Origin of the sequence: Syntrophus sp. (in: bacteria), assembly GCF_040768185.1 — a bacterium.
In the GTDB taxonomy this organism is placed as follows: Bacteria; Desulfobacterota; Syntrophia; order Syntrophales; family Syntrophaceae; genus Syntrophus; species Syntrophus buswellii.
Map to the genome: position 1 here is coordinate 262,012 of NZ_JAXGNC010000003.1, position 24,423 is coordinate 286,434.

General features: G+C 57.6%; 19 protein-coding genes. 13 read left to right on the forward strand and 6 right to left on the reverse strand.

Annotation, left to right across the window (positions count from 1 at the left end; all coding sequences use genetic code 11):
* Positions 1–66 precede the first annotated feature (66 nt).
* The 5 genes from AB3175_RS05485 (at position 67) to AB3175_RS05505 (ending at position 9,517) form a co-directional block, all read left to right on the forward strand.
* Positions 67–1,062, forward strand: coding sequence for a sulfurtransferase (locus tag AB3175_RS05485; RefSeq protein ID WP_367359939.1), 996 nt, complete (start codon positions 67–69; stop codon positions 1,060–1,062).
* Positions 1,063–1,122: 60 nt separating this feature from the next.
* Positions 1,123–2,265, forward strand: a complete 1,143-nt coding sequence (locus tag AB3175_RS05490; protein ID WP_367359940.1) for a sensor histidine kinase — start codon at positions 1,123–1,125, stop codon at positions 2,263–2,265.
* 217 nt (positions 2,266–2,482) lie between these two features.
* Positions 2,483–4,591 carry a transglycosylase domain-containing protein gene (locus tag AB3175_RS05495; RefSeq protein WP_367359941.1) on the forward strand — a complete coding sequence of 703 codons (2,109 nt, stop codon included), beginning with the start codon at positions 2,483–2,485 and terminating at the stop codon, positions 4,589–4,591.
* Between the two features lie 16 nt (positions 4,592–4,607).
* A complete protein-coding gene (locus AB3175_RS05500; RefSeq protein ID WP_367359971.1) occupies positions 4,608–5,834 on the forward strand; it encodes an exonuclease SbcCD subunit D C-terminal domain-containing protein in 1,227 nt (408 codons plus the stop codon).
* Between the two features lie 11 nt (positions 5,835–5,845).
* Positions 5,846–9,517: an AAA family ATPase gene (locus AB3175_RS05505; RefSeq protein ID WP_367359942.1), complete on the forward strand. Its 3,672-nt coding sequence runs from the start codon at positions 5,846–5,848 to the stop codon at positions 9,515–9,517.
* Between the two features lie 136 nt (positions 9,518–9,653).
* Here AB3175_RS05505 and AB3175_RS05510 read toward each other — a convergent pair whose 3' ends face one another.
* From AB3175_RS05510 to AB3175_RS05525, 4 genes are all read right to left on the reverse strand, one after another.
* Positions 9,654–9,986, reverse strand: a complete 333-nt coding sequence (locus AB3175_RS05510) for a DUF4404 family protein (RefSeq protein WP_367359943.1) — start codon at positions 9,984–9,986, stop codon at positions 9,654–9,656.
* Positions 9,987–10,203: 217 nt separating this feature from the next.
* A complete protein-coding gene (locus tag AB3175_RS05515; RefSeq protein WP_367359944.1) occupies positions 10,204–10,869 on the reverse strand; it encodes a hypothetical protein in 666 nt (221 codons plus the stop codon).
* A gap of 411 nt (positions 10,870–11,280) precedes the next feature.
* A complete protein-coding gene (locus AB3175_RS05520) occupies positions 11,281–12,465 on the reverse strand; it encodes a methyltransferase domain-containing protein (protein WP_367359945.1) in 1,185 nt (394 codons plus the stop codon).
* Positions 12,466–12,610: 145 nt separating this feature from the next.
* Entirely contained in the window at positions 12,611–13,408 is a 798-nt protein-coding gene (locus AB3175_RS05525) for a hypothetical protein (RefSeq protein WP_367359946.1), read from the reverse strand.
* Positions 13,409–13,926: 518 nt separating this feature from the next.
* On the opposite strand from AB3175_RS05525, the gene AB3175_RS05530 reads away from it, so the two are divergent.
* From AB3175_RS05530 to AB3175_RS05565, 8 genes are read left to right on the forward strand one after another with little or no spacing between them, the layout of a single operon-like run.
* A complete protein-coding gene (locus tag AB3175_RS05530) occupies positions 13,927–14,685 on the forward strand; it encodes a glycosyltransferase family 2 protein (RefSeq protein WP_367359947.1) in 759 nt (252 codons plus the stop codon).
* Entirely contained in the window at positions 14,682–15,863 is a 1,182-nt protein-coding gene (locus tag AB3175_RS05535; RefSeq protein WP_367359948.1) for a glycosyltransferase family 4 protein, read from the forward strand. Before AB3175_RS05530 ends, AB3175_RS05535 begins: the two co-directional genes overlap by 4 nt.
* Positions 15,860–16,960 carry a putative lipopolysaccharide heptosyltransferase III gene (gene rfaQ, locus AB3175_RS05540; protein ID WP_367359949.1) on the forward strand — a complete coding sequence of 367 codons (1,101 nt, stop codon included), beginning with the start codon at positions 15,860–15,862 and terminating at the stop codon, positions 16,958–16,960. The genes AB3175_RS05535 and rfaQ overlap by 4 nt, the downstream gene beginning before the upstream one ends.
* Positions 16,957–17,538: a hypothetical protein gene (locus AB3175_RS05545; protein ID WP_367359950.1), complete on the forward strand. Its 582-nt coding sequence runs from the start codon at positions 16,957–16,959 to the stop codon at positions 17,536–17,538. The genes rfaQ and AB3175_RS05545 overlap by 4 nt, the downstream gene beginning before the upstream one ends.
* 8 nt (positions 17,539–17,546) lie before the next feature.
* The gene (locus tag AB3175_RS05550) at positions 17,547–18,542 is read left to right on the forward strand and encodes a glycosyltransferase (RefSeq protein ID WP_367359951.1); all 996 of its coding nucleotides are present in this window, start codon (positions 17,547–17,549) and stop codon (positions 18,540–18,542) included.
* A gap of 2 nt (positions 18,543–18,544) precedes the next feature.
* The gene (locus AB3175_RS05555; RefSeq protein ID WP_367359952.1) at positions 18,545–19,189 is read left to right on the forward strand and encodes a class I SAM-dependent methyltransferase; all 645 of its coding nucleotides are present in this window, start codon (positions 18,545–18,547) and stop codon (positions 19,187–19,189) included.
* Positions 19,164–20,039: a hypothetical protein gene (locus AB3175_RS05560; RefSeq protein WP_367359953.1), complete on the forward strand. Its 876-nt coding sequence runs from the start codon at positions 19,164–19,166 to the stop codon at positions 20,037–20,039. The genes AB3175_RS05555 and AB3175_RS05560 overlap by 26 nt, the downstream gene beginning before the upstream one ends.
* Positions 20,036–22,654 carry a polysaccharide pyruvyl transferase family protein gene (locus tag AB3175_RS05565; protein WP_367359954.1) on the forward strand — a complete coding sequence of 873 codons (2,619 nt, stop codon included), beginning with the start codon at positions 20,036–20,038 and terminating at the stop codon, positions 22,652–22,654. Before AB3175_RS05560 ends, AB3175_RS05565 begins: the two co-directional genes overlap by 4 nt.
* Before the next feature lie 70 nt (positions 22,655–22,724).
* Here AB3175_RS05565 and AB3175_RS05570 read toward each other — a convergent pair whose 3' ends face one another.
* The gene (locus AB3175_RS05570; RefSeq protein WP_367359955.1) at positions 22,725–23,426 is read right to left on the reverse strand and encodes a hypothetical protein; all 702 of its coding nucleotides are present in this window, start codon (positions 23,424–23,426) and stop codon (positions 22,725–22,727) included.
* 8 nt (positions 23,427–23,434) lie between these two features.
* Positions 23,435–24,331 (reverse strand): lysophospholipid acyltransferase family protein, encoded by an 897-nt coding sequence (locus AB3175_RS05575; protein WP_367359956.1) that lies wholly within the window; start codon positions 24,329–24,331, stop codon positions 23,435–23,437.
* Positions 24,332–24,423 lie beyond the last annotated feature (92 nt).

The following is a 24,423-nucleotide window of genomic DNA, read 5'->3' on the forward strand; positions in this document are numbered from 1 at the left end:
TTACGTTGCGGCATTTTCAGAACTCCGAACCTTCAAAGGAAACGACGTTAAGGAGGTTTGACAGCTATGGGTAAGATGAACGATCAGGAACGAGAATACGGGCCCCTTGGCTCTTCGAAAGCTCAGCAGAGTTATGCGGAAAAGATCCTTCTCTCGCCTGCCGAGCTTGCAGAAAGGTTAGACGAAACAGCTGTCGTCGATGTTTCAGACCCGGTGGATTTCCGTAAACTGCACATTCCAGGGGCCTGCAATATTCCCGCCTTCTGGAATCATCGCTCCGTTGGGGGTGACAGCGGACTGGAACTTATGCGTCAGGTGATCCTGGACGAAATGCTCGCTTGCGGCATCGACGGAAGCCGTCAAATCGTCTTCACCGAACAGCTGCCGTCTTCGGGATTCGGACGGTCCTGCCGCGCATTCTATATGGCTGAGCACGCGGGATTCCCCCCGGAGATCATGCACATTCTTGACGGTGGAAATTTCCAATGGAAGCAACAGGGCTTTCCGCCGGCACATGGAGAGGCTTGCTCAAATCCGGCGCCCAAATTAGTCATCAACACCGGTGCCGGCAGGAGCCGGTTTCTGTCATTGAGAGAAACGCTTGCAGCGTTGAACCGGGGCGCAAAGTTTCTCGACGTTCGAAATGCGCCGGAATTTTTAGGCGCAGCCGCTGCGCCCTATCTGATCCGGGAAGGAACTCCGCCACGGGAGGTCATTCTGGACCCGGGCAGAATCCCCAGTGCCATCGGACTTCCCTGGACTGATGTGTTTGAGCGAGAGGGTGCTGGAACGGGATTCTTCAAATCGCGAACCGACCTGCAGCGGCTTTTTAAGTCAGCGGGGCTCTCGCCTGGGGACGAGATCATCGTTTATTGCTTCAAAGGGGCCCGCTCGAGTGCTGTGCTCCTGGCTCTGCACCTGGCCGGATTTTATTCGGCAAAGATGTATTTCTCCGGCTGGAACGAGTGGTCACGTCAGGCATCCTTTCCAAAGGAAACGGGAAAGCCCGGACAGGATCAACTCGCTGGAAGTTATGCAAAAGATCTCCTGAATGAGGCTTGAGGAAGACCCGCAATCTGCCGGAAATTGAACAAAGAGCGATGCCCCGGAGGAGAAGAGTCCATGGATACCTATTTTGCTCCTGCCGAAAAATCAAAGGATGACGAGCTGAATGCGGAAATTGGAATCGTGTGCCGCAATCCTGTCATGGAAGGATTGCTGTGCTCAGTAAGCGGCCTGCTGGCCGTTCTGAATGAGCATCGCCAGATGGTGGCATTGAACGACACCTTTATGCAGATGCTGGGCATTCAGGATGCGCAACAGGCCTTCGGTCTGCGTCTTGGCGAGGCCATGGAGTGCATTCATGCCCATGATGAGCCTGGGGGATGCGGCACCACGAAATTCTGTCCGACCTGCGGCGCCGCCGTTGCCATCGTGTCCAGCCTGACACGGGACAGGCCTGTAGAGAGAATGTGCGCCCTTTCGGCGGAAAAGGGCGGCAAGGTGGTGGACATCGCCCTGCTGGTGCGTTCATATCCGACAAAAATCGATGGGAAAACGTTTCTGTTACTGTTCCTTCAAGACATGACCAAAGAGCAGCAAAGGGCGGCTCTGGAAAGGACCTTCTTCCATGATGTCAACAATATGTTATCCTCTCTGGTATGGGCGAGTGAACTTCTCATTCAGGACAGTCCCTCGGTCCTTGCCAGGAATATCTATGAAGCATCGCTGCGGCTTCAAGCGGAGGTAGCCGCTCAGCGCTGCCTGTCTCAGAACGGTTCGTTCACATATCAGACCGTAAGGCACTCTGTTACACCGAAGCAGGTTCTTGCGGAGCTTCGCGCCATTTTCGCCAGCCATCCGGCCGTGCAGAGGAAGAAAATCGAATTTTGTGAAGATTGTCCAGCCGTGTCGGTCAACACGGAGCTCTCTTTGCTGTTGCGCGTTCTGTGCAACATGGTGATCAATGCCCTGGAAGCCACGGGAAAAGAAGGCGTTGTCCGAATCTGGAGCGAGCGGAAGGGAAGTCTGTTGTCTTTCATGGTGTGGAACGCGGAGGAAATCCCTCAGGCCATAACTCTTAGAATTTTTCAGCGGAATTTCAGTACGAAAGGGCAGGCCGGAAGAGGGATCGGCACCTTTTCCATGAAACTCTTCGGAGAAAAGATCCTGGGCGGTCAGGTGACTTTTTCGACATCCCGGGAACAAGGCACCGTCTTTACCTGTTCCCTTCCCCTGCAGGAGTTCACCTCTCCTCTGAAATAATCCGAAAAGACCAAGCCCCGAGAAGGAAAATTTACGGGAAGGAGATTACCCCCATGGTGATCTTTTTCCAGGTGTGATACAAGTCTTGCCCGACGCAAAACATCTGCAGCACATCCGGCCGGCGCCCGGGAAATCCTTAAGAAAGCATGATAATCCCGGCATTCGTGATTTTGCCTGAACAGATACGAGGCCATTGGCCGGTTTGAAGGCACATTACATGATTTTACTTCGAGGTGATTTTTTGTCGGCTTTCTTTTCTTCAAAAACTTGCAAGAAATGTCTTACCCTTGTTTTTTCAGGATGTCTCCTGGTATCCGTCCTGGCCTTCCCGGCAAAAGCGGCAGAAAAACTGGGAACTTACCCGATCCTGCCCAGCCACTACTCCTCCATTAAGATCTTTGACAACAAGGGATGTTTTGTGGGGAGGATCCTTCCCAGAAAGCGATACTGGGTCCCCATCGACCGGATTAACCCGTTCCTGCAGAAGGCCGTGGTGGCCATCGAAGATTCCCGCTTTTACGACCATCCGGGCATTGACATCCGCGGAATCGCCCGGGCCCTGGTGAAGGACGTTGCCAAGGGGAAGCTCGCTGAAGGCGGATCGACGATTACTCAACAGCTCATCAAAAACCGGCATCTCTCCGGACAGAAGACCCTGGACAGAAAAATCAAGGAAGGTCTTCTGGCCATGGAATATGAACGAAAGTACAGCAAAAAACAGATCCTGGAGATGTACCTGAACGAAATCTACTACGGAAACGGAGCCTGGGGGATTGCCCAGGCCGCCCGCATCTATTTTGACAAATCCCCCCAGAATCTGACGGAGGCTGAATGCGCCCTGCTGGCAGGCGTCCCCAAGGCTCCGAACCGATACAATCCTTCGGGGACACCCTCTGTGGTCAGGAACCGGAGGAACCTGGTCATCAGCCGGATGGAGGAGCTCAAAATGATCTCCCCCCAGAAAAAGCAGAAACTGATGGCCGCTTCCATATCCCCCATCAGCAAGGGAGAACCCTCATACTATGTGGACGCCGTCCGGAGCAAACTGATCGATCGGTATGGTGCGGAGATTATCGAGAGAGGGGGACTGGAAGTCATTACCGCCATGAACCTGAATCTGCAGAAGCGGGCTGAACAGGTCCTGCGTGAAGGCGTCAGAAGGATTTCTTCGGATCTTCAGGGCGCCCTGCTGTGCCTGGATCCCAGCACGGGGGATGTTCTGGCCGTGGCGGGGGGGATCGATTTTTCTTCAAGCCCCTATAACCGGGCCTTTTACGCCAGGCGCCAGCCCGGCTCCGTGATCAAACCCCTGCTGTATGCCGCCGCCCTGGAAAAGCGGTATACAGCGGGCAGCATCTGGAATGACGAGCCGGTCACCTACACCTGGGGAACCGATGAAAGCTGGACACCCCATAATTACGGGAATAAGCATTATGGAGAAATCCCCCTGCGGAAGGCCCTGGCCTACTCGGACAACGTGATCGCCGTAAGGCTTCTCGAAACCATCGGCATCCCCTATTTTGTCGAGTTTTCCGAGAAGATGGGGCTTCCGCTGCGCTCACGCAACCTCTCCCTGGCCCTGGGGACGGAGGAAGTCACCCTGACCGATCTCGTGGAGGCCTACACACCGCTGGCCAGCGGCGGTTCCCGGGCCGAGGCGCGGACCATCATCCGGATCTATGATCGCTATTCCAATACCTGGACGGAAAATCCACCCATCGTCACCCCGGTGCTCTCCCCCGCCACCGCCTTCGTCACGACCTCGATGATGCAAGACGTTCTGACTTACGGAACAGCCAAAACCTTGAAGAATTTTTACCGGGAGCGCCCGTCGGCCGGAAAGACCGGCACCACCGACAACTATCAGGATGCCTGGTTTATCGGCTATACGCCCCAGGTCATCACCGGGATCTGGGTGGGCCATGACAAACCGCAATCTGGCGGAACGGGCTTTACCGGAGGTTCCATCTGTGCGCCGATCTGGGAAAGCTTCATGCGCTCCGCCCTGGCCTCCAAACCGGTGGTGGATTTCCAGAGGCCGGAGTCGGTTGTTTCCGTATCCATCGACCCGGCCACGGGCTTCCTGGCCATGCCGGACTGCCCGGAAACGAAAGAGGAATTCTACATCGCCGGCACCGAACCGACCACGTACTGTCCCCAACACGGCGGCGAGACCCCGGCCCCTGCCGATCCCGCAACTCCGCTGCCTGGCGGGGAAGGATCGGAGACCGCCGATCCGTTGCCGAAGGGAGAGGGATCGCAGACCGCCGATCCGTTGCCGAAGGGAGAGGGATCGCAGACCGCCGATCCCCATGAAAATTCCTGATCCGGATTTTTTAACGATGAAGATCCTCCACACCTCCGACTGGCACATCGGGCGCACGCTCTATGGCCGCAGGAGATATGATGAGCACGAGGCCTTTCTGAACTGGCTGGCCGACGTGATCGAGGCCGAAGAGATCGACGCTCTCCTTGTCTGCGGGGATGTGTTCGACAACAGCACGCCAAGCAACCGTGCGCAGGAGCTGTATTACCGGTTTCTCTGCCGTGCGGCCTCCACCGGCCGTTCCGTGGTGATCACAGCCGGGAATCACGACTCACCCTCCTTTCTGAACGCCCCGAAGGAGCTCCTGAAATTTCTCAACATTCATGTGGTCGGATATGCCCCTGGTAAGCCGGAGCAGGAGCTGATCGTTCTGCCCGGACGAAACCGCGGCCCGGCCATGATTGTCTGCGCCGTTCCCTATCTCCGGGACCACGATCTCCGCACCTCCGAAGCGGGAGAGAGCACCGGGGACAAGGAGCGGAAAATCGTCGAAGGGATTCGGAGTCATTACCGCCTGGTCTGCGAGGCGGCGGAGCGCAGGCGGGCCGAACTGGGAAAGCCGGTTCCCATCGTGGCGATGGGCCATCTCTTTGCGGCGGGCGGTCAGACGGTTGACGGCGACGGTGTTCGCGAGCTTTATATCGGCTCCCTTGCCCAGGTTGGCAGAGATGTTTTTCCCGACAGCCTCGATTATCTGGCCCTGGGCCATCTTCATATCCCCCAGAGGGTGAGCGGCTCCGATCGGGTCCGCTATTCCGGTTCGCCCCTACCCATCGGGTTCGGGGAATCGGATCAGGTGAAGAGCGTCACCCTGGTGGATTTTTCCGGCGCTGCGCCTGCGGTTTCTATGCTTCCTGTACCCCGGTTTCAGGAACTGAAGACCCTGCGAGGGGACTGGGGCACCCTGGCCCGGAAAATCGGCGAATTGAAAGCGCTGGACAGCCGGGCCTGGCTGGAGGTCGTCTACGAAGGATCCGAGATTGCTTCATCTCTGCGGACGAAGTTGGATGAAGCCGTTGCGGGAACGGCCATGGAAATCCTCAGGGTCAAAAACACCAGGGTGATGGAGAAGGCGCTGGGCGCAGAGAACCGGGAGGAAAGCCTGGATGACCTTGACGTAACGGATGTGTTCAGGCGTTGCCTCGACGCCCACGAAATCCCCCGGGAACAGTGCGTGGTTTTGATGGAGGCCTACAGGGAGATTCTGGTCTCCCTGCAGGAGGCAGACCCGCAGGCAGAATAGAAGGATCGAGGATGAGAATACTCAGCGTAAGGTTCAAGAATCTGAATTCTCTCTCCGGCGAGTGGGAGATTGATTTTACCCACCCGGATTACCTCTCCGACGGGCTTTTCGCCATTACCGGTCCCACCGGAGCGGGGAAGACCACGCTTCTGGATGCCATCTGCCTCGGCCTCTATGGCCGGACCCCCCGCCTGGACAGGGTTACCAGGAGCACCAACGAAATCATGTCGCGCCAGGCAGGAGAGTGTTCGGCCGAGGTCCAGTTCGAAACGCAGAAGGGGCGCTACCGCTGTTCCTGGAGCCAGCACCGCGCCCGACGAAGGCCCGACGGAGAGTTGCAGCTTGCGCGCCATGAAATCAGCGATGCGGATTCCGGAAAAGTCCTGGAATCGAAGATGACCTCCGTGGGCGGGATGATCGAGAAGGTCACGGGAATGGATTACGAGCGCTTCACCCGGTCCATGCTTCTCGCCCAGGGCGGATTCACGGCCTTTCTCCAGGCCTCTGCCGACAGGCGGGCACCCATTCTGGAACAGATCACAGGCACGGAAATCTACAGCCGGATCTCTGAAAAAGTGTACGAACGCCACTCGAAGGAGCGGGGCACCCTGGAACTGCTTCAGTCTGAACTCCAGGGAATCCGGTTGTTGAGCGGCGAGGAAAAGAGGGATCTGCAGAACTCATTGCAGGAGAAGCAGGAGCGGGAGAAGGAGCTTGCCGGAAAGGCCGATCACATGCGCAGGGCCCTGCTCTGGCTTGAAGGAATCAGGGGCCTCGAGGAGGAACTGGCCGAACTGGATCAGAAGCAGGGACTTTTTGTTCAGCGCCGTGCGCAATTCGAACCGGAGGCAAGGAAGCTGGAGCACGCCCGGAAGGCCCTGATCCTGGAGGGTGACTATCGCGGAGTCCTTGCCCTGCGCAGTCAGCAGGCGATGGAGCTTGAAGATCTGGCCGAAGCGATGGCCAGGATGCCTCAGAAGGAGCGAATCCGCGGTGCTGCGCTGGACGCCAGCCGGGCCGCTGAAGCCGCGTTGGTCAAGGCAAAGGCCGGGCAGATGGCGGAAGCGGAGGTCATTAAAAAGGCTCGGGAGCTGGACGCGCGGATTCGCGAGCAGAAAAGGCAGCTCGATGAGCAGGGCAAGGCGCTGGAGGCCACGGAACAGCATAAGAGAAAGTTCGTGTCTGCCGTCGAATCGGCGGAGCGGGACAGGAAAAGCCGCCAGGCAGACCTGGAGAGCATCCAGAACGCTCAAGAAAAAACCCTTTCCGACGCCGCTTTGCTGACGGACCTTTCCGCCATCGCCCGCTCGTTCGAGTACCTCCGGAATATCGAGTCCAGGCATTCCCTTCTTCGGGAAGCGGCCATTGCGGCATCCGGCAAGAGAGCGACGCTCCTGGCGGAATACGAAGCATGCGAGGGCGAATGCGGCAGACGGCAACAGGATTATGAGAAAGGGCAGAAGGAAGCCTCCCTGCTGTCACGGGAGATTTTCGATCTTCTTCAGGGACGGGAGATGGCCCAGTGGCGGGAAGACAGGGACGCCCTCATGAACCGGGAACGTCTGCTGGCCTCGTCCCTGGAAAGAATCGACGGGATCAGAAAGGCGGACTCGGCGCTGAAAGCCCTGTCCAAGGCCCTTGAAGCCGCAAAAGACGCCCTGACCGTCCTGGAAGGAGAGATCGAACCGGCTGTGGGAGAAAAGAGGTTCCTGGAGGCGGAAATTGAAAATCTGGAGATCCGGGCAGCGCTTCTGGCGCGCATCCGTGACCTGGAGGAAGACAGGAAAAGACTGGAGGACGGCAACCCCTGCCCCCTGTGCGGCGCCACGGAACACCCCTACGCACGGGGCAATGTTCCGCAGCTGAACGAAACGGAAGCCAAGCTGAAGAGCAAGAGGAAGGAACTCAAAGGGGTGCTGGAAAAACTCAGAAAGCTGGAAGCCGGCCGGGCGGGGACAGAAGCGGAAATGTTCCATGCCGGACGGGAACTGGAGGAAAGGACGGCCCTCCGCGAAGGGGATGAAGAACAGTGCCTGCAGATCCTGCGGGCTCTGGACATCGAGTCTGTCCCGGAAGGGCGGTCCGGAAGAGTTTCCGAAGAAATGGAGCAGAGCCGGCGGAAGATTGCCGAAATTTCCCGCATCGTTACCGCCGCCGAGGAAAAGATCGGAAGGGAGAAAGCGGCACAAACCAGCCTGGAGGAGAAGAGGCTGGCCCTGGAAACGTCCGGGAAGGCCCTCCAGGACTGCCGCCATCGGCGGGAGACAGCCGATCTGGAATATGAGCGGCTCGCCAGAGAATGCGCCGCTCTCGCGGAGGAAGCCTGCAGGGCTCGCACCGCTGCGATCGAGGACGTCGAACCCTTCGGCATGCAGGAGATTCGCTCCGCCGATCTGGACATCATTCTGAAATCTCTGAGGGAGCGTCGGGATGCCTGGCAGGCGAGGCAGGAACGGAAGGAAGCCCTGGAAAGGGAGATCGCTGAACTGCTGGCCGGGATCGACACGAACCGGGCCCTGTTGACCAGCCTCGAACAGGACCTGGCGGCAAGGAGCAAAAAGCGGCGGGAGCAGAGCAGTGAGCACGACGAGCTGGTTGCCGGCCGCCGGGAAATCTTTGGCGAGCAGGACCCGGACAGGGCGGAGAAGGAACTCGCCGCTGCCTTGGAATCCGCCGGCAGAGCGCTGGAGCAGGCTCGGGAAAGGCAGGGCGGAATCGAAAAGGAGATCGGCGCTCTGCAGGATACGATTTCCCGGCTGACCACCGGCACCGAGCTGAGAAGCAGGGAACTGGCCAAGGCGGAACAGGGTTTCGCGGAGCGGATTTCAGCGGCGGGCTTCGAAACGGAGGCGCAATACCTTGCCGCGAGGCTGCCGGAAGACGAACGGGAGCTGCTGGCCCGCAGGGAAAACGCCCTGGTTCTCGAAGGGGCCGAACTGGAGGCCCGGCGAAGGGACAGGTTGGAGGCCCTCGCCTCCGAGCGCCGGAAGAACCTCACCGATCAGCCGCTCGAAACCCTTCAGGAAAGCCTCAATGCCTGTGAGGCGGACCTGAAGCAGGTCGGCCTTGAGACCGGCGGGATCCTGAAGATGATGAGTGAAGACCAGAAAATGATGGAAAGACAGCAGGAGCGCCTCGGGAAGCTTGAAGCCCAGAAGCGGGAATGCGCCCGCTGGAATGATCTCCGTGAGCTCATCGGTTCAGCGGACGGGAAAAAGTTCCGCAATTTTGCCCAGGGCCTGACCTTCGAGATCATGACCAAACACGCCAACCGGCAGCTCCGGAAGATGACGGACCGCTATCTGCTGATCCGGGATGCGTTTCAGCCCCTGGAGTTGAATGTCATCGACAATTATCAGGCCGGGGAGATCCGCTCCACGAAGAATCTCTCCGGCGGTGAAAGCTTTCTCGTGAGCCTGGCCCTGGCCCTTGGCCTCTCTTCGATGGCCAGCCGGAATGTACGGGTCGATTCGCTCTTCCTCGACGAGGGCTTCGGTACCCTTGACGAAGACGCCCTGGAAACGGCCCTGGAAACCCTGGCCGGGCTGCGGCAGGACGGCAAGCTGATCGGCCTCATCTCCCATGTCCCGGCGTTGAAGGAGCGCATCGGCACGCAGATCCAGGTCATTCCCGGGACAGGGGGCCGCAGCACCCTGATCGGTCCCGGATGCCGAAGAATCTGACGTCGGCTATCCGCTATCCTCTGGAGGGAAGCCTTGAAAGGAAGGGGCCGCAGCCTGTCCCGGCGTTCCTTTCAGAAAATCGATCCGCTTTTCCAGGGGCCCCCTTCCGGTCGGCAGGGAACAGGGCAGCAAGCCGTTATATCCCCAGATTGGCAAGCATGGAACAGATTCGATTGACCACGCCGACCAGCATCGGATGTGAAGTTTCGAATCCCTCAACGGAGGCGGCCAGGCCGTCGAGCGACAGTTGTAGAAGCGCCGGATTCTTCTCCTGCCGGGTGGCCTCGCGGGTCGATACGGCGGCAAATCCCGTGATGCTTTCCGCGTGCTCCGTGTGCGTCTTGGAAAGCTCCTCGATTTCAGTCTTCAGAGTCGAGACGAGATCCAGCAATTCGGATCGGTTCTCGTCGGTCACCGACGTCACCTTTTTCAATCGCTCTTCAATCGAGCTCAGAGTCTTCTGTATCATGGAAGCTCCCTTCATGATTCGTCATTAAATCTATCGGTTCAACCGCAGGACAAACCGGGTACTGCCTGGAGGTCTCGGAATGCTGATACTATAAAGCAACGGGAAGTTGGCTGTCAAAGAAAAAGCGGCTGCAAAGGCACTGCAGTCCATGATAAGGAATGCACCGGCGCCCCGATGCCGATGCATTCCGGAAATGTTCCCGGGTGGCGGCCATCATTTATCTTCGAGCCTGCCTTTTATCCCCTCCCCTGTCGTGAGGATCCTTCTGCCTGTCCTTCTGTCCAGGCTGTTGATGAGGGCCGGGGCTCACCTGCCGGTGGGGCTGGCCCCGATGGAATTGTGCATGAGGCGAGTGGCCCCCGCTTCCTGGGCGCCGCTGGGAAACGTGTTTCCGGTGGTCCTTCCGGGAAGAGGGCTGGAATTTCATGCCCCTGACCCCCCAGTTGTTTTCCTTTTCCCAATGCTTGTTCCTTTTCCAGGTTTTCCAGTTGTGCGGAAGCTGTCCCGGAGGGATGTTCCGGTAATCCCACGGGTGGCCCTTCCAATGGCGCGCCCTGTAGTCGTTCCTCCAACCCGTGGGGATGCGTGAATGAAAGGCGGGAACACCGTGGTAGGCAGACCAGCCGGAATCATACTGCCTTGAACGATACCAGCGTCCTTCCCACGGGCGCCACCACCAGCCTCCGTAGAAGAAGATGTCCACGGGTACGTCAGGCAGAGCATAGACATAAGTTCCGGGAATCACCACCGCCGCCGGCGGTGCGGAAAAGACGACAGGCGGGGGAAGGGGGATGCTGACATGGATATCCACGCCGGCCATCGCCGGTATGGGAAGGACCGCGGCCAGCATCCAGAGGATGGATCCAACAACAATTTTTTTCATCCGTTCGACTCCTTTCTTTCCATTTTTTATAGCGTTGACGCTGAGATCTCCGACGTCATCCCTTCCTGGACGAAAGCTGCTTCACCTGGTCCGGTCCAGATGTCCCGGAGGGGATGGTCTTTTGCCTGCTTCAGCGCATTTCCCGTGCCAGCCCGCAGTGCAGCAAACTTAACGAAGAAAGACGGTGGTTTACGGAACAAAGCTCACGCCGGGCACCTGAAATCGCTTTGGTTGGAGGAATAATTCTGAATAGAAAATACTCATCTTCGGTATCCAGATGGATACGAACTATCCGCTTGGGATGATGGGGGGATTTTTTTGCGGGCCTGGGGCAGAACACACGAAAGGCAAGGAGCTGCACGATCCCGCTCTATCGATGCTATTCGGAAAAAAGTTTTCTGTCGCTGACGATCAGTGGGAGTTCGCCTTCGTGCACAGCCACAGGATACGTGTTCTCTCTTCCGGCTTGAAGACGGAGCGGGAGAGACGCCCCAGCTCCTCCACGGACGCAAAAAGGCCGCTGTCAAAAAAACTCCTGTACGTGTCGTACGTCCCTCCGGGATGCGCCTCAAAGACAACGTATCTGCCGATGTTGCGTTCAGCGATCCGGGTCAGTCGTGCCGGATCAGAGAGATGGGCAAAAATGGAAAACATGAATCCGATGTCGAAGCGTTCGTCGTCTCCGAGGAGATCCCTGTCGATGTTGAATTGCCGGAATTGAACCTCGGGATAAGTCCCTTCAAACATGGAAAAGCGGCTGGCAAGATCGACCATGCTGCTTGAAATCTCAAGCCCCAGCACGGACAAAGCGCCGAATGAGCGGGCCAGAATGCTGCTCATCCCGAAATTGCTGGCGACATCCAGTATCCGTGCCCCCTCCAGCACCTGCGGCGGTATCATGGCGAGGCGCTCCGCCGTATCCTGCCGGCGTCCGGGGACAGCAATCCGCCGGCGGAAATAGATGCTCTGATAGGGGCGGTTGTTGTGCCTGGTGCCATAGAATTCCGTAAAAGGCGAAAATTTCATGAAGGCCAGTTCGAAGGGCCACCGCTCGATGGGGATTTCCAGCCCGAGAGCCAGCGCCATGGCAATGCGATGATTTCCATCGACGACGAAATACTCTCCCTCGGGGAGGATCTGCGTCACCACGACCGGCGCAACCTTCTGCGGGTGCTGCCGAATCCCGTTCAGTTCCTTTCTGAATTCCGCTAGGCTCAGCTCGGGCGGGGCGCTGTCGCTCGACTGCGAAGCAGCGGCCAGATAGGCTTCATAAAGGGCCGCTGCCGCCTTGATTTCCCCGGCGTTCCCGGCGGCCAGGGCACAGGCGAGGCGGTAATGCGGGGTATCGCCCACCTTGATGTCCGTCCGACCGATATTTCCGAAGAAAAATTCCGCGGTAGCCTTTTTGAACGGATAGAAACGAAGATCGGGATATTCTTCCAGAGGAAGGGCAAAAGGCCTGGACTCACGGGATCTGCGCAAAGCCAGCTCACGTGAACGCCTGACCTGCGTGAGCAGGGCGATGGGTTTGGATTCCCAGAACTGCCGGTTGATTTTTTTCTTGATGCGCTTGATTTTTTTCTTCAGTGTTTTCATGGATTCATCCAGGATTGACATCCCCGGGCTGTACCGCCTGATGATTGTCCGGGTCTCTTTTCTTTGCCGCTGCTGATCGGCCTTCCCAAGGATGCCTCGGGGTCACGGAAAACGTGTTTCCGTTACAGCCAAGGCCCATTGCCTGTCAGGCCCTGAAGTGCAGCCCGTCCAACCCGGCTTGAAGCTGTTCGATGGACGTCTGCAGAGGCCCTTTGTTCTCCACCCTGATGAGCGTGACCCCGCGCTTCTTCATCTCTCCTTCCGCCACATCCTGATAGGTCTGGCAGATTTCGAGAGACGCCATCACGTCCTGATCGCTCAAGCCACGCAGTCGGCGCGGGAAGCTGCGCTGCTGCATCCTCGCCAGGCAGACTTCGGGCAGAACCCGCACAGAGATCAGGACCTCCGGAAGGGGGGTGAGCCCGAGATAATCCAGAAAATCATTCTCCCGCGTTTCAGTGCTGCGGTAGCCCAAAAGGGCGATTCCCCGCTGGATCAATCCGGGGTCCGTCAGGATGGCTTCGCTGCCAGCCATCACCTCCTGGACGATTTGAAAAAAGGCGAAGCTGTCAAGGTAACGCCCCAGAACGAGCTCCCGCTCCCAGGAAGGAAAGCCGCGCCTGATGAGAACCTTCAGGATCAACGCCATCAGTTCCATGTGCGAATCCAGGAAGGATCTCAAAAGAACGGCTTCAAGCCCCTTCGATCCCAAAAACGCGACACCGAGACGATCCCGCAGAGGACTCCACAAACTGCGCAGGCTCCCGCCCCATAGCAGCGGTTCATGCCTGCTCAGGTACAGCGAGAGGAGCCGCCGCTCCGGCCGTCCGTTCTGCCGGTGGAACACCCTCACGCCAATCCTTTCCAGGTGCTCCACGGCCGCTTTGAAAAACATGGACTTCCCCGATCCCGGAAGGCCGATGATTTCGAAATAGATACCCATTCAGTTCTTTTTCAGCATCCCTGAAAGTTCATCCCCGCCGCCAAAGACGGGCTGATTCAACACGCCCCTCTTCACCGCGCATTGCAGGAAAGGCGGCGGGGTTGGTCAAGGGTGAATTCCTTGTGCTTCCTGAAGGCAGGTCGGATCAGCCCAGGCTTCCGGCCTGCCGTCTCCGGGAAGGCCGCATCTGCCGATCACACACCTATCGCCGGAACCCTGGATAACGGATTCCGTGTTGAACAGCTTCCTTACGGAAAAGGTGCGTTGAGGTGACGAGAAAACCTTGAATTGTTTCGGAAATTTATTCATAACACGCTGAAACGGTTGCTATCTAGGACAGTTATAAAAAAATGTCAACATAAATTCACCAGGGCCTCATCCCCGGCCGACCACCGGCTTCACAAGCCCCGTTCAGAAAACAGGCTCCAAGACATTTTCTTGACTTGCAGAAGGTATTTGTCCTAAGGTCAGCGCAATCATTTTATTATATTTCAGGAAAGTATCCAACCGGGCAAAGCATGCTGTCGGTCGCCATTATCACAAAAAACGAAGAAAACAACATCGCCCGCTGCATCGAGAGCGTTCGGGACATTGCCGATGAGGTCATCGTAGTGGACTCCGGCTCCAGCGATCGGACGGTCGAAATCGCCTCCAGCCTCGGGGCGAAGGTAACCCATCAGGATTGGCTGGGCTTCGCCCGGCAGAAAAATTTCGCGGCCGCTCTCGCTGAAATGGACTACGTTCTGATGCTCGATGCCGACGAGGAAGTCTCCGCAACGCTGAGCCGGTCCATCCTGGAGGCCCTGCGGGAAAAGCGCTTCGACGGATGGGAACTCAACAGGAAGACCTATTACCTGGGAGATTTCCTGAACCATGTCTGGCACCCCGAATGGCGCCTCCGCCTCTACCGGAAGGGTAAGGGGGAATTTCAGGGGGAGATCCACGAAAAAGTCGTCTGCGAAGGCAAAATCGGCAGGCTCCAGGGCGTTCTCCATCACTACTCCTACAAGAGCCTGGAGGATCAGATGCTTCGGCTTGTCCGCTATGCGGAACAATCGGCGAAACTCATGCAGAAGGACGGGAAGCGGTTCCGGTTTGTCAACCTGTTCTTCAACCCCTGCTGGGCCTTCGCCAAGGTCTTGATCCGGGGGGGCATCCGGGACGGATATCGCAGTTTCCTCATTGCCGCCTTCGAGGGCATCTACACCTTCTTGAAATACGCCTTTCTTCTTGAGGAAGAATTGAGGAAAAGGCAGGGAAAGCGCCTCTGGCAATGAAGATCGCCCTGATTCGAGAAAAATACACCGATTTCGGCGGGGCGGAACGCTATGTCGCCTCGCTGGCTGAAAACCTTGCCCTGCGGGGACATGAGATCGAAATTTTCGCCAGCACATGGAAAACCCGGAGCGAGGAAGGGCCTTCGGAAGCACTCGCCTTCCGGCCGGTTCTGCGCCGAGTGCCGGTTGTCAAAGGCCCCTCCTTCCTGCAGATCCTCAGCTTCGCCTTCAGCGTTCGAAAGATGCTTCAAGGGGGCCGTTACGACATCATCCACAGCTTCGAGCGGACCCTGTATCAGGACATTTACCGGGCCGGTGACGGCTGCCACAGGGAATGGCTCATCCAGCGCCGGAAAATCGATCCGCCCGGCAAGGGCCTTCTGCACCGGATCAACCCGCTGCACCGGACCCTCCTCTGGATTGAAAAGCAGATCTTCAGCGAAGAGGGCTGCAGGGCCGTCGTGGCCAATTCCCGGAGGGGAAAAAAGGAGATCATGACTCACTACGGCGTCCCGGACAATAAGATTTCCGTCATTTACAGCCCCGTCGAGAGAAATCGCTTTTCCTGCGGCAGAAAGCTGGAAAGCAGGGAAAAGCTTCTTTCGCAATTAGGCCTGAAACCGGAAAGCGCCCTTCTCCTCTTTGTCGGCTCCGGTTTTCAGCGAAAGGGATTGGCGGCGGCCCTGAGGGCCCTGGCCCTTCTTCGCTCCCCGGCACACCTCATAGCCGTAGGAAAGGACCGTCTTGCCCCCTACAGGCGCCTGGCAGAAAGCCTGGGGGTCGAAAACTCCGTTTCCTTCACGGGGCCCATTTCCGACGTGGCTCCGTACTACCAGGGGGCCGATCTCTTCATCTTCCCCACAATCTATGAACCGTTCAGCAACGTGTGCATCGAAGCCATGGCGGCAGGCCTGCCCGTCGTCACCTCCCGGATCAACGGGGCCTCGGAGATGATTATCGAAGGGGAAAACGGCCATGTCATCGAAGATCCTCTCGACCCGGCGGAAATCGCGGCAAAGATCCGCGCGGGGCTGGAGATCTCCGGAAACCGGATTGCCGATGCCAACCGGTCAATTCTGGAGCAGCTTACCTGGAAACATCATCTTGACCAGGTCCTGGATTTATACGAGGCCGTGCGGAACGAAAAAGGAGCGGACCGGAGGAGGATCACGCCATGACCGACGGTTCTCCCCGCATTCTCGTCATCAAATTGCGCTATCTGGGAGACGTCCTGCTCACCACCCCGGTCTTTGACGCCCTGAGATCCCGGTTTCCCGATGCCTTCATCGCAGCGGTCGTCAATAAGGGGACGGAAGACATGCTGACGGAAAATCCCGCCATCGACAGGATTTTTACCGTGATCAGGGATTTTAGGCCCCTGGCGGATCTGCGGAAACAGTTCCAGCTGATCCGTGAGATTCGTGCCGCTCATTTCGATGTGGTGCTTGAACTGACCCATAACGACCGGGCGGCGGTGCTGGCCTTTTTGAGCGGCGCCGGAAAAAGGTTGGGCTACAAGCCCAAAAAAAGGAAACGATTCCGTCGTTCACTCCTGCTGACGGACTTGGTGCCCGTCGGGAAAAAGCTCCACGTCATTGATCGTCATCTGGAACTGGCAAAAGCCATGGGATGCTCCGTGCTCCCGTCAAAACCGACCCTCTACTGGACTCCTCAAGATCAAAGGACCTGCGGGGAGATCTTAACGAGCAGCGGCGTACCCGGAAAGGCCCCTTATGTCGTTCTTCATCCTTCGTCCGCGGCGACCCACAAAGTCTGGACAGCGGAGGGCTATGCCGAGCTCTGCGACTACCTGTCGGGAAGAAAGTCTCTCCGGACCATCCTGATCTGCGGAAAGGATAAGGAGGAACTCCGCTTGAACCGTGAGATATGCGCCCTGTCCGAAAGCCCCCCCCTGGATCTCGGTGGCCGGCTATCCCTGAAGCAGACCGCCGCCCTCCTTTCTGAAGCCCTTTTATTTATCGGCATCGACTCAGGGCCCATGCACATGGCCACTGCCGTTGGCACGCCCGTCGTGGCGATTTTCGGCCCGTCACGGCCCTGGCGATGGGGACCCCGGGGAGCGGGGCAGGTCATCATCCAAAAAAAATGGGATTGCGTCCCCTGCGGCAAGAAGGGCTGCCGCGACGACGGCGGCGAAAGCCGGTGCCTGATGGAACTGACCCCCGATGAGGTCCTCCTGGCCGTTGAAAACAGGCTGGACGAGATCTTCCGGACGCCCGCCCCGGCCTTTCCCGCGGAAAAAGAGGTCCCATGACGGAAAAAATACAGGATCTCGGAACGTTTGACGGGATTGAAGGCATGGAGCGGCTTCGCCTGGAAGCGGAAGATCTACTTCTGCGCTCTCCCAAAATCGTCATTGCCGTTGCCGGACTGCCGGGCAGCGGGAAAACGGTTTTTGTGAAAGATTTTGCCCGGTTCGGCTTCGGCCGCCTCGGAAAAAGGAACCTCGTGGTTATTGACGACAACACACTGTATTCGACGCCTTTCTGGAGGCTGACGTGGAAGAAGCTGAACCTTCGCAAAGAGTCCTGGCAGGATTTTTTAGCTTCCCGGGACTGCAGGGCGGTGATCTTCTCGAACTGGGTCCCCAGCCGCTTTCTCGATTCTGCGGACATCCTTGTGAACCTTGCCGTTCCCGAACCCAGGAGGCTTTCAAGATTGAGGAAAAGAGAAAAAAGGCATCCGGAGAAGTTCGAAATTCAGCAGAAAAAGACGACCCTCCCCGTCGAGCCGCCCTTTTCGGTCGGTCGGTCTATGACGATCATCAACGACACCCGCATCTCCTTTCTCTGGTGCCTGTTCTGGATGCTGCGCCGAGGCCTTTCCCTGTGAGGCACAGAATGGAGGGAAACACAAGGGTGCTCTTCTGCGGTCCCATCGATCAGCCTCTCAATTCGGGCAGGTACATGATCGCGGGAATGCAGCAGCTCGGATACGAGGTGATCGGCTATGATTACCGATCCCATGCGTCCTGCGAACAGGAGCTGATGGAGATCGTCGAGAGCAGAAAACCCGGGTACGTCCTCACCCTGAAAGGAGAGAAACTTCCCGCCCGGCTCATTGAGCATTTCAGGCAAAAGGGCTGCACGACGATCCTCTGGCTGACAACGAGCGTCCTGGAAGACTGGATGCTTCCATTCGCCAAGGTCCATGACTTCGTCGTAACCAATACGGAAGACATCAAGATCTTTTTCCGCCGCAACGGGGTCAAAAACACTCGCTGGATCCATCAGGGGTTCGCTCCGGAATTCTTCGGCATTCCCGGTCAGGAATCTGTCAGAAAGGGCAGCCCCTGTGCAGAAGCGGCCATGATCGGCTCCATGGGGTATCCGATCTATAAAAAGCGCAGTGAACTGGTGATGCTTTTAAGGAAAAAGCAGGTGGACATCAAGTGGTGGGGGCCCCGTCTCTCCAGGCAGTGGAAAAACCTCTCCTATTTCTGCGGAGGCGTCCACCGGGCATGGGCGGGAAGAGAAGTCTACATGAAAGAGTTTTGCGATGTGGTCAGAAATGTTAAGATCTTCATCGGAGAGGATGCGGATATCCCCATATCGGGCCTTTACCTGAGCAACAGGATCTTCGCCGTTGCCGGGTGCGGCGGTTTTTATCTCGGGAGGAAGACCCCGGGGATTGAAACGGCCTTTGAAATCGGCAGGGAGGTTGAGGTTTTTGAATCCGATGATGAGCTGATCGAAAAGGTGCGCTTTTATCTTGAACATGAAGAAGCCAGGGAGCGCATCGCCTCCGCGGGGCAGAAGAAGGTCCTGTCGCACTATACCTACAGGCAGCAGATGGCCAAGATATTTGACTGGATTCAAGAAACGGGTCAGGAGTAAAGATGGGTAAGCCGGGCATTTCCGATTATGATGAGTACTGGGATGATCGTATTGAACGGAAGCATTATCAATATACCGATGTCCACCGAAAGATTGTCGAGGTCGCCAAAGGCGTCCTCGGAAACGAACAAGCGCGCGTTCTTGACTGCGGCGTCGGTCCGGGCCATGTCTATCGCGAACTCTCAAAGCTTTATGAGGCATACGGCCTGGAAATCTCGGAGAAGGTGTTCAGCCTCTACAGATTCGATACCTCCCGCATCCAGATCTGGGACCTCAACAATGGGCTGCCTCCCTTCGATCCCCCTCTGGACCTGATCATCGCCAGTAGAATCATCCACCATCTGGCCGATCCCATCGGTTTTCTGGGGCATGTGCGAACAAACTTAAGAAAAAAAGGCTGGTTTATCGGGGTGATCCCGAATATTTGCTATTATCATCACCGGATTAAATTTCTCCTCGGGCAATTTCCTCCGATCTCCGGAGCCCATGTCAACTTCCAGACAGGGCCGACCTTCGAAAAAATGGTTGCGTCGCAGGGATTCGCGCTCCGGCAGTTGACCACCCCCAAAAAAACGATCCGGGCCAAATTCTGGCCGACGGTCTTCAGTCAGGATCTCATCTATGTATTCCAGAAATCGGACCCGTGATTTTCTGAGCCGGCTGGCGCCTTATGGCCTGAAGTCCGTTCACAGCAACGAGGCTTTTCGCATCCCCCAGAATGGCCGGTTCCTCTTCCTGAAGGTGTATGGCCCGAAGAAGCCCAGGATTTTCTATGAACTTCGCAGCAGACTGGACGCAATCGGCATGCGCCAGCCGATTGAGTACCGCGTACCGCCAAGGCGGAAAGACTTCGAAGAGGCCTGCCTGAAGCACTGGAGAGAAAAGGGCTTTTCCGTGCCGCACCTTCTTGCCTCCCCCTTTCCGGAATACGAGGGCGTTCCGCATCTCTGTACGACATTCATTGAAGGCGTCACCATGAAATCCATTCTGTCGCAGGGCTATTTTTCAGCCGAAGGCCGCCTGGAAATCTTTTTCGAGGATCTTTTCAGGCGGCATGCCCTTGCGTTCCGGACCAGCGACACGCTTCTCTTTCACATCGACGCCAATACGCAGAATATTCTTGAGGCGGGAAATCAATTCTACCACGTCGATTTTGAAATGGGTCGCCCCTGGGAACGGCCCATGGAATGCGCCTGCCGTGAAATAACAAAGCTTCTCATTTCCATGAGTCAGGACCTGCCTTCCGGGGAGAGAAATCCGCTGTACCGGCTCTTTAAAAAGGTGTACCGGAACAGGGATCTGCTGGATTTTCTGGACCGAAGCATCCATAGGCGGCCTTTTCAGAATGTTCACCGCTGGCGGAACAGAAGGAAAAAAGAGGAAGATCCCAGGCGGGTGACTCTCTACGACCTGGCGGAGGCTCTGCAGGATACCACGGAGGAGCGTCCGCAGACCCCGCCAATCAAAAAAGAATCCCATGACGGATGTCTTCCATGAACGCCCCAGGGGATATTTCCGCAATTGTTGAACAAAGGCTCTGCTGCTCCTGCGGAGCCTGTGCCTGCGTTTGTCGGCAGGAGGCCATCTCCTTCAAGGAAACCCCGGGCGGTCATCTCTTCCCCGAAATTGACAGGAAAAAGTGCTCCGCCTGCGGCCTCTGCTACCGAGTCTGCCCCAGCGTGACCGTCGGCACGGAGATGCTTTCCGCACTGAGCACCTCTCCTTTCGAGGGGAACGCCCTGGAGTGCCATGTCGGCAAGGCGGCAGACAAGGAGATCTATGCCAACAGCCAGAGCGGCGGCATTGTTTCCGCCCTTCTCCTTTATCTGCTGGACTCCCGTGAGATCGAAGCGGCCGTGGTAAGCGCCATGGCTCCGGGAGATCCCCCCCGGCCGATCGTTCTCTGCGCCAGCTCAAGGGAGCAGATCCTTTCCGCACAGAAATCAAAGTATTGCCCCGTTCCCGCCCTCGAAATCCTCGGTGAGGTGAGAAGGAGCAAGATCCCCGTCGCCCTCGTCGGCCTCCCCTGCCATTTCCACGGACTGAGCACCATGGCGGATATCGATGGGTCGCTGTCCGGGCTTGTGAAGTACAAAATCGGGCTGGTCTGCGACCGCATTTTAACCTACAGCGCCATCGACTATCTGATCCGGCAGGCAGGCCTCGCGGCAAGCGGGACAGTGCGCTTCGACTTTCGGGACAAGGCCTGCCGGGGATACCCGGGAAATGTCGTCATCGGCCCTCCTGGCCTGGAACCCACGGTGCTTCCCGACGGCGCCCGAAACCGCATCAAGAACGCCTTTACACCGGCACGGTGCAGGATCTGCTTTGACAAAATGAATGTACTGGCCGATCTCACGGTCTGCGATCCCCACGGCCTCAGGAAAACCGACCGCAAAGGGGGCGAATCGGCGGTCATTGTGAGGACGGAACAGGGCCGGACGTTGATCCGCAGGGCTGCTGCAGACGGACGTCTCCACCTCAGGGCAGCGGATCACAGGGAAATCATGGCAGGCCAGAGGATCGACCGGAAGCGGCGCGAATGGAGGGGCTATACGGAGGTGTGGCATGGATTCGGAATGGAGCTCCCTGCGTTTTATCCCCACCTTGCCGAGGTCACCGAATATATCCCGGACGATATGTACAGGGCGAATCTCCTGCCTTCGCTGGCCCTGGACAGCCACACATCCCGGGACGCGCTGTTCGCGTCGGTGGAAGACATGCTCAAGCAGGGCGGATCAGGGGAAAGGGGCCGGGAACGGCCCTTCCAGCGGATCCGGAACGCCCTGGAAAACGCGCTTTCTGCGTTGAAAACCCCTTCCAGCGCGGAAGCCCGGAAGAGCGGCCGGAGAACGCCTGCCGACGGTCGCAGGCCCGACGGGGCGCCCCCACAGGGCGGGCAGCGGCAGAAGGCGAAAACGGCACAGGGGGAGGGATCATCCATGCTGATCGAGATCAAGGGGGCCGGTTTTACCAACAAGGGGGCTGAACTGATGCTCCATGCGGTCCTGCAGGCAGTCAAGCCCGCCATTCCGGAGGCCTCCTTTGCAATGGCGCCGAGATACGGACAGCCCTCCTTCTTCGCCAGGGGCAGGCTGGGCCTGCTTCAGAAGGCCACGCTCAGCAGGCACGGCATTTCATGGGATTTCATCGGGAAGATGTTCCCCGGGGAAATACGGGAAATGTACGGCGTTGTCCTTGACGAGGAGATCGATGTGATCCTGGACGTTTCCGGTTATGCCTATGGAGACGCCTTCGGAGAGCACAAAACGATCCTGATGGCCAAGCAGAGCCAGGCCTGGAAGCGCCAGGGGAAAAAGGTCATTCTCCTCCCCCAGGCCCTGGGACCCTTCAGCAGCCGGCGCATCCGGGATGCGCTGAAGAGGCTGATCGATCATGCCGATCTCATCTTTGCCCGTGACCCGGTTTCCTATGCCTACGTGAACGATGTGGCCGCAGCGCCCGCAAATGTCAAGATCGCACCCGATTTTACAAATCTCGTCTCCGGCACGGTTCCGGAGCAGTGGAACGCAGAGGAGCACCAGGTCTGCATCATTCCGAGCCACCAGATGACGGACAAGACGTCCAGTGCCGAAGGAACGCAGTATATCCCCTTCCTCGCCCAGTGCGTAAAACATCTGGAAGCGAAGGGGATCACACCGTTTCTTCTCATCCACGGGGGAAGGAAGGACTTCCCCGCCGCCCGGCAGCTTCAGGAGGCGGTCAACCGGAAGATCGAAATCCTGGCCGAACAGGACCCCTTGAGGATCAAAGGAATCCTGGGGACATGCGATCTCGTCATCGCCTCACGATTCCACGCTCTCGTGAGCTCCCTGTCGCAGGGAGTTCTGTGCATCGGCGCCGGCTGGAGCCACAAGTATGAAACCCTCTTCGCTGATTACGGCTGCCCGGAACTGCTGGTGCCCATTGAGAGAACCGGGGGAAGAATCGGGGAAATGATCGATACGGTCCTGGACCGGGGGGAAGGCGAAAAAATCCGGATGAAGGTGCGCACCTCGGCAGAGCGGCAGCGCGAGCGAACCGCCGCAATGTGGAGGGAGGTCCTGGAAATGATCAAACCCGGCAGCGCCAAGGCGAAGGGATCCTCATAACGCTCCGGGATTTTTCTGTGACGCTGCCGCATCGGGCCGGCATACAGTTGCCCGTCGGCCCTGACGGCATTTATTTCCCGACGCGGACCGAAAAGAGGCGGAAAAGCCCATAAGCGTAAAGCAGAATAAAAAGGGCCAGGAAGCACTCCTTCAATTCCCCCGAGGCATTGCCCAGAACAAGCCATCTTGGTGTCTCCGCGAAGAGATGCTCCCCGATTCTTTCCGGAAGGGAAACCAGGTTGGCCGCGGCGGCAACAAACAGGGTATCCCCGGGGGGGATCAGGCGGCGCAGGAACGGACGGTTCGGCCAGGATTCCCGGCGGTCAGCATACGCCCCCAGTAGTCCGCCCAGGACGACGCCGACCGAGAGGAGCTGCCTCGGAAGCTTGTCGAACACAATCTCCCAAGCCCCCGTAAGATTGTGGAAATTCGGCTCTTTCTGGTCATTCAGGGCCATCCATTCCTCATTGACGTCGTAGCCCAGCAGATGATATCCCCAGCTGATTTCTTCACCGAGGAAGTAGATGGCACCGGCCGCAAGGATCAGCAGCCACAATTTTTCCCAAAACCTTTCCGCCTTCTTCAGACACACCAGGAACAGAACAATCGCCGCCAGAAGGAAGAGATTGGTTGCATTCTCGACAAGTCCGTGCTCCCGGTACACCTCCGGCCCGTTAAAGACGGAATTCATCTTCTCGACATAGGTATAAACCCACAGCAGGACGGGAAGCCCACAGGCCAGCCACAGGGGAAAATGGATCCTTTTGCTCATAGCACTTGTCACCTTGAACGTTTCGTTGCGCCGGCAGAACGCGGTTTCGTCTTCCATCGTTGATGCACCCAGAACCACTGTTCCGGGTGCCTCCTCACGACTTCCTCGATGACGTCCGTGTAGCGCTGGGTGTTCGCCACAATATCCGCTTCCATATCGCCGGTGTCGATCGTCTCCAGTTCAGCGCCTATCTGAAGCAGGTATGTTCCATCCCTCTGCCGGGAGAGGAAGCATGGCAGGACGGGGGCTCCTGTGCGGAGGACCAGGTACGCCAGCCCCGCCGACGTGCAGGCCGGCCGGTTGAAAAATTCGACAAAGCAGCTTTCCTTGCGGTCCCAGTTCTGATCGATCAGCAGCCCCAGGGTTTTTCTGCTCCCCAGACACTTGAGCATCTCCCGCAGGGCCCGTTCCGCGGCGATAAACCGGTTTCCCGTCGATGACCTCACCCGGAAAACGAGATCTTCAATCACGTGGTTGTCGAAAGGCCGATACAGGACCGTCATGGAGTCACCGACAAGGGGAAAGACGGCGGCCATCAACTCCCAGTTGCCGAAATGACCGGTCAGCATGATCACCCCTTTATTCTTCGCCTTGGCCTTGACATAATTTTCCATGCCCTGGATGTTCATGATGCGGGAAACCCTTTCGGCATTCAGGCGGGGGATCTCAACAAATTCGGCCATCAGGATGCCGAAATTGCGGTAAACGCCTTTTGCGACGGCCACAATCTCATCTTCGGATTTTTCGGGGAAGGCGTGATGGAGATTGTCCAGGGCGATAATGCGCCTTCCTGGAATCAGGTAGTAGAACAAGAGGGCAAGATGGGCGAAGAAGAATCGTCTTACCGCCAACGGGATGATCTGCAAGAGGGACAGGACAACGGTTGTTGTCAGGGACCTTTTCATGTCTATGTTGTCCAGCAGGATGAATTTCAGGAAATTCGGTCGAATCGGGCGGATGAAAACAAGGATCGATCCCTGTTCGGCTCCCGGCCGTC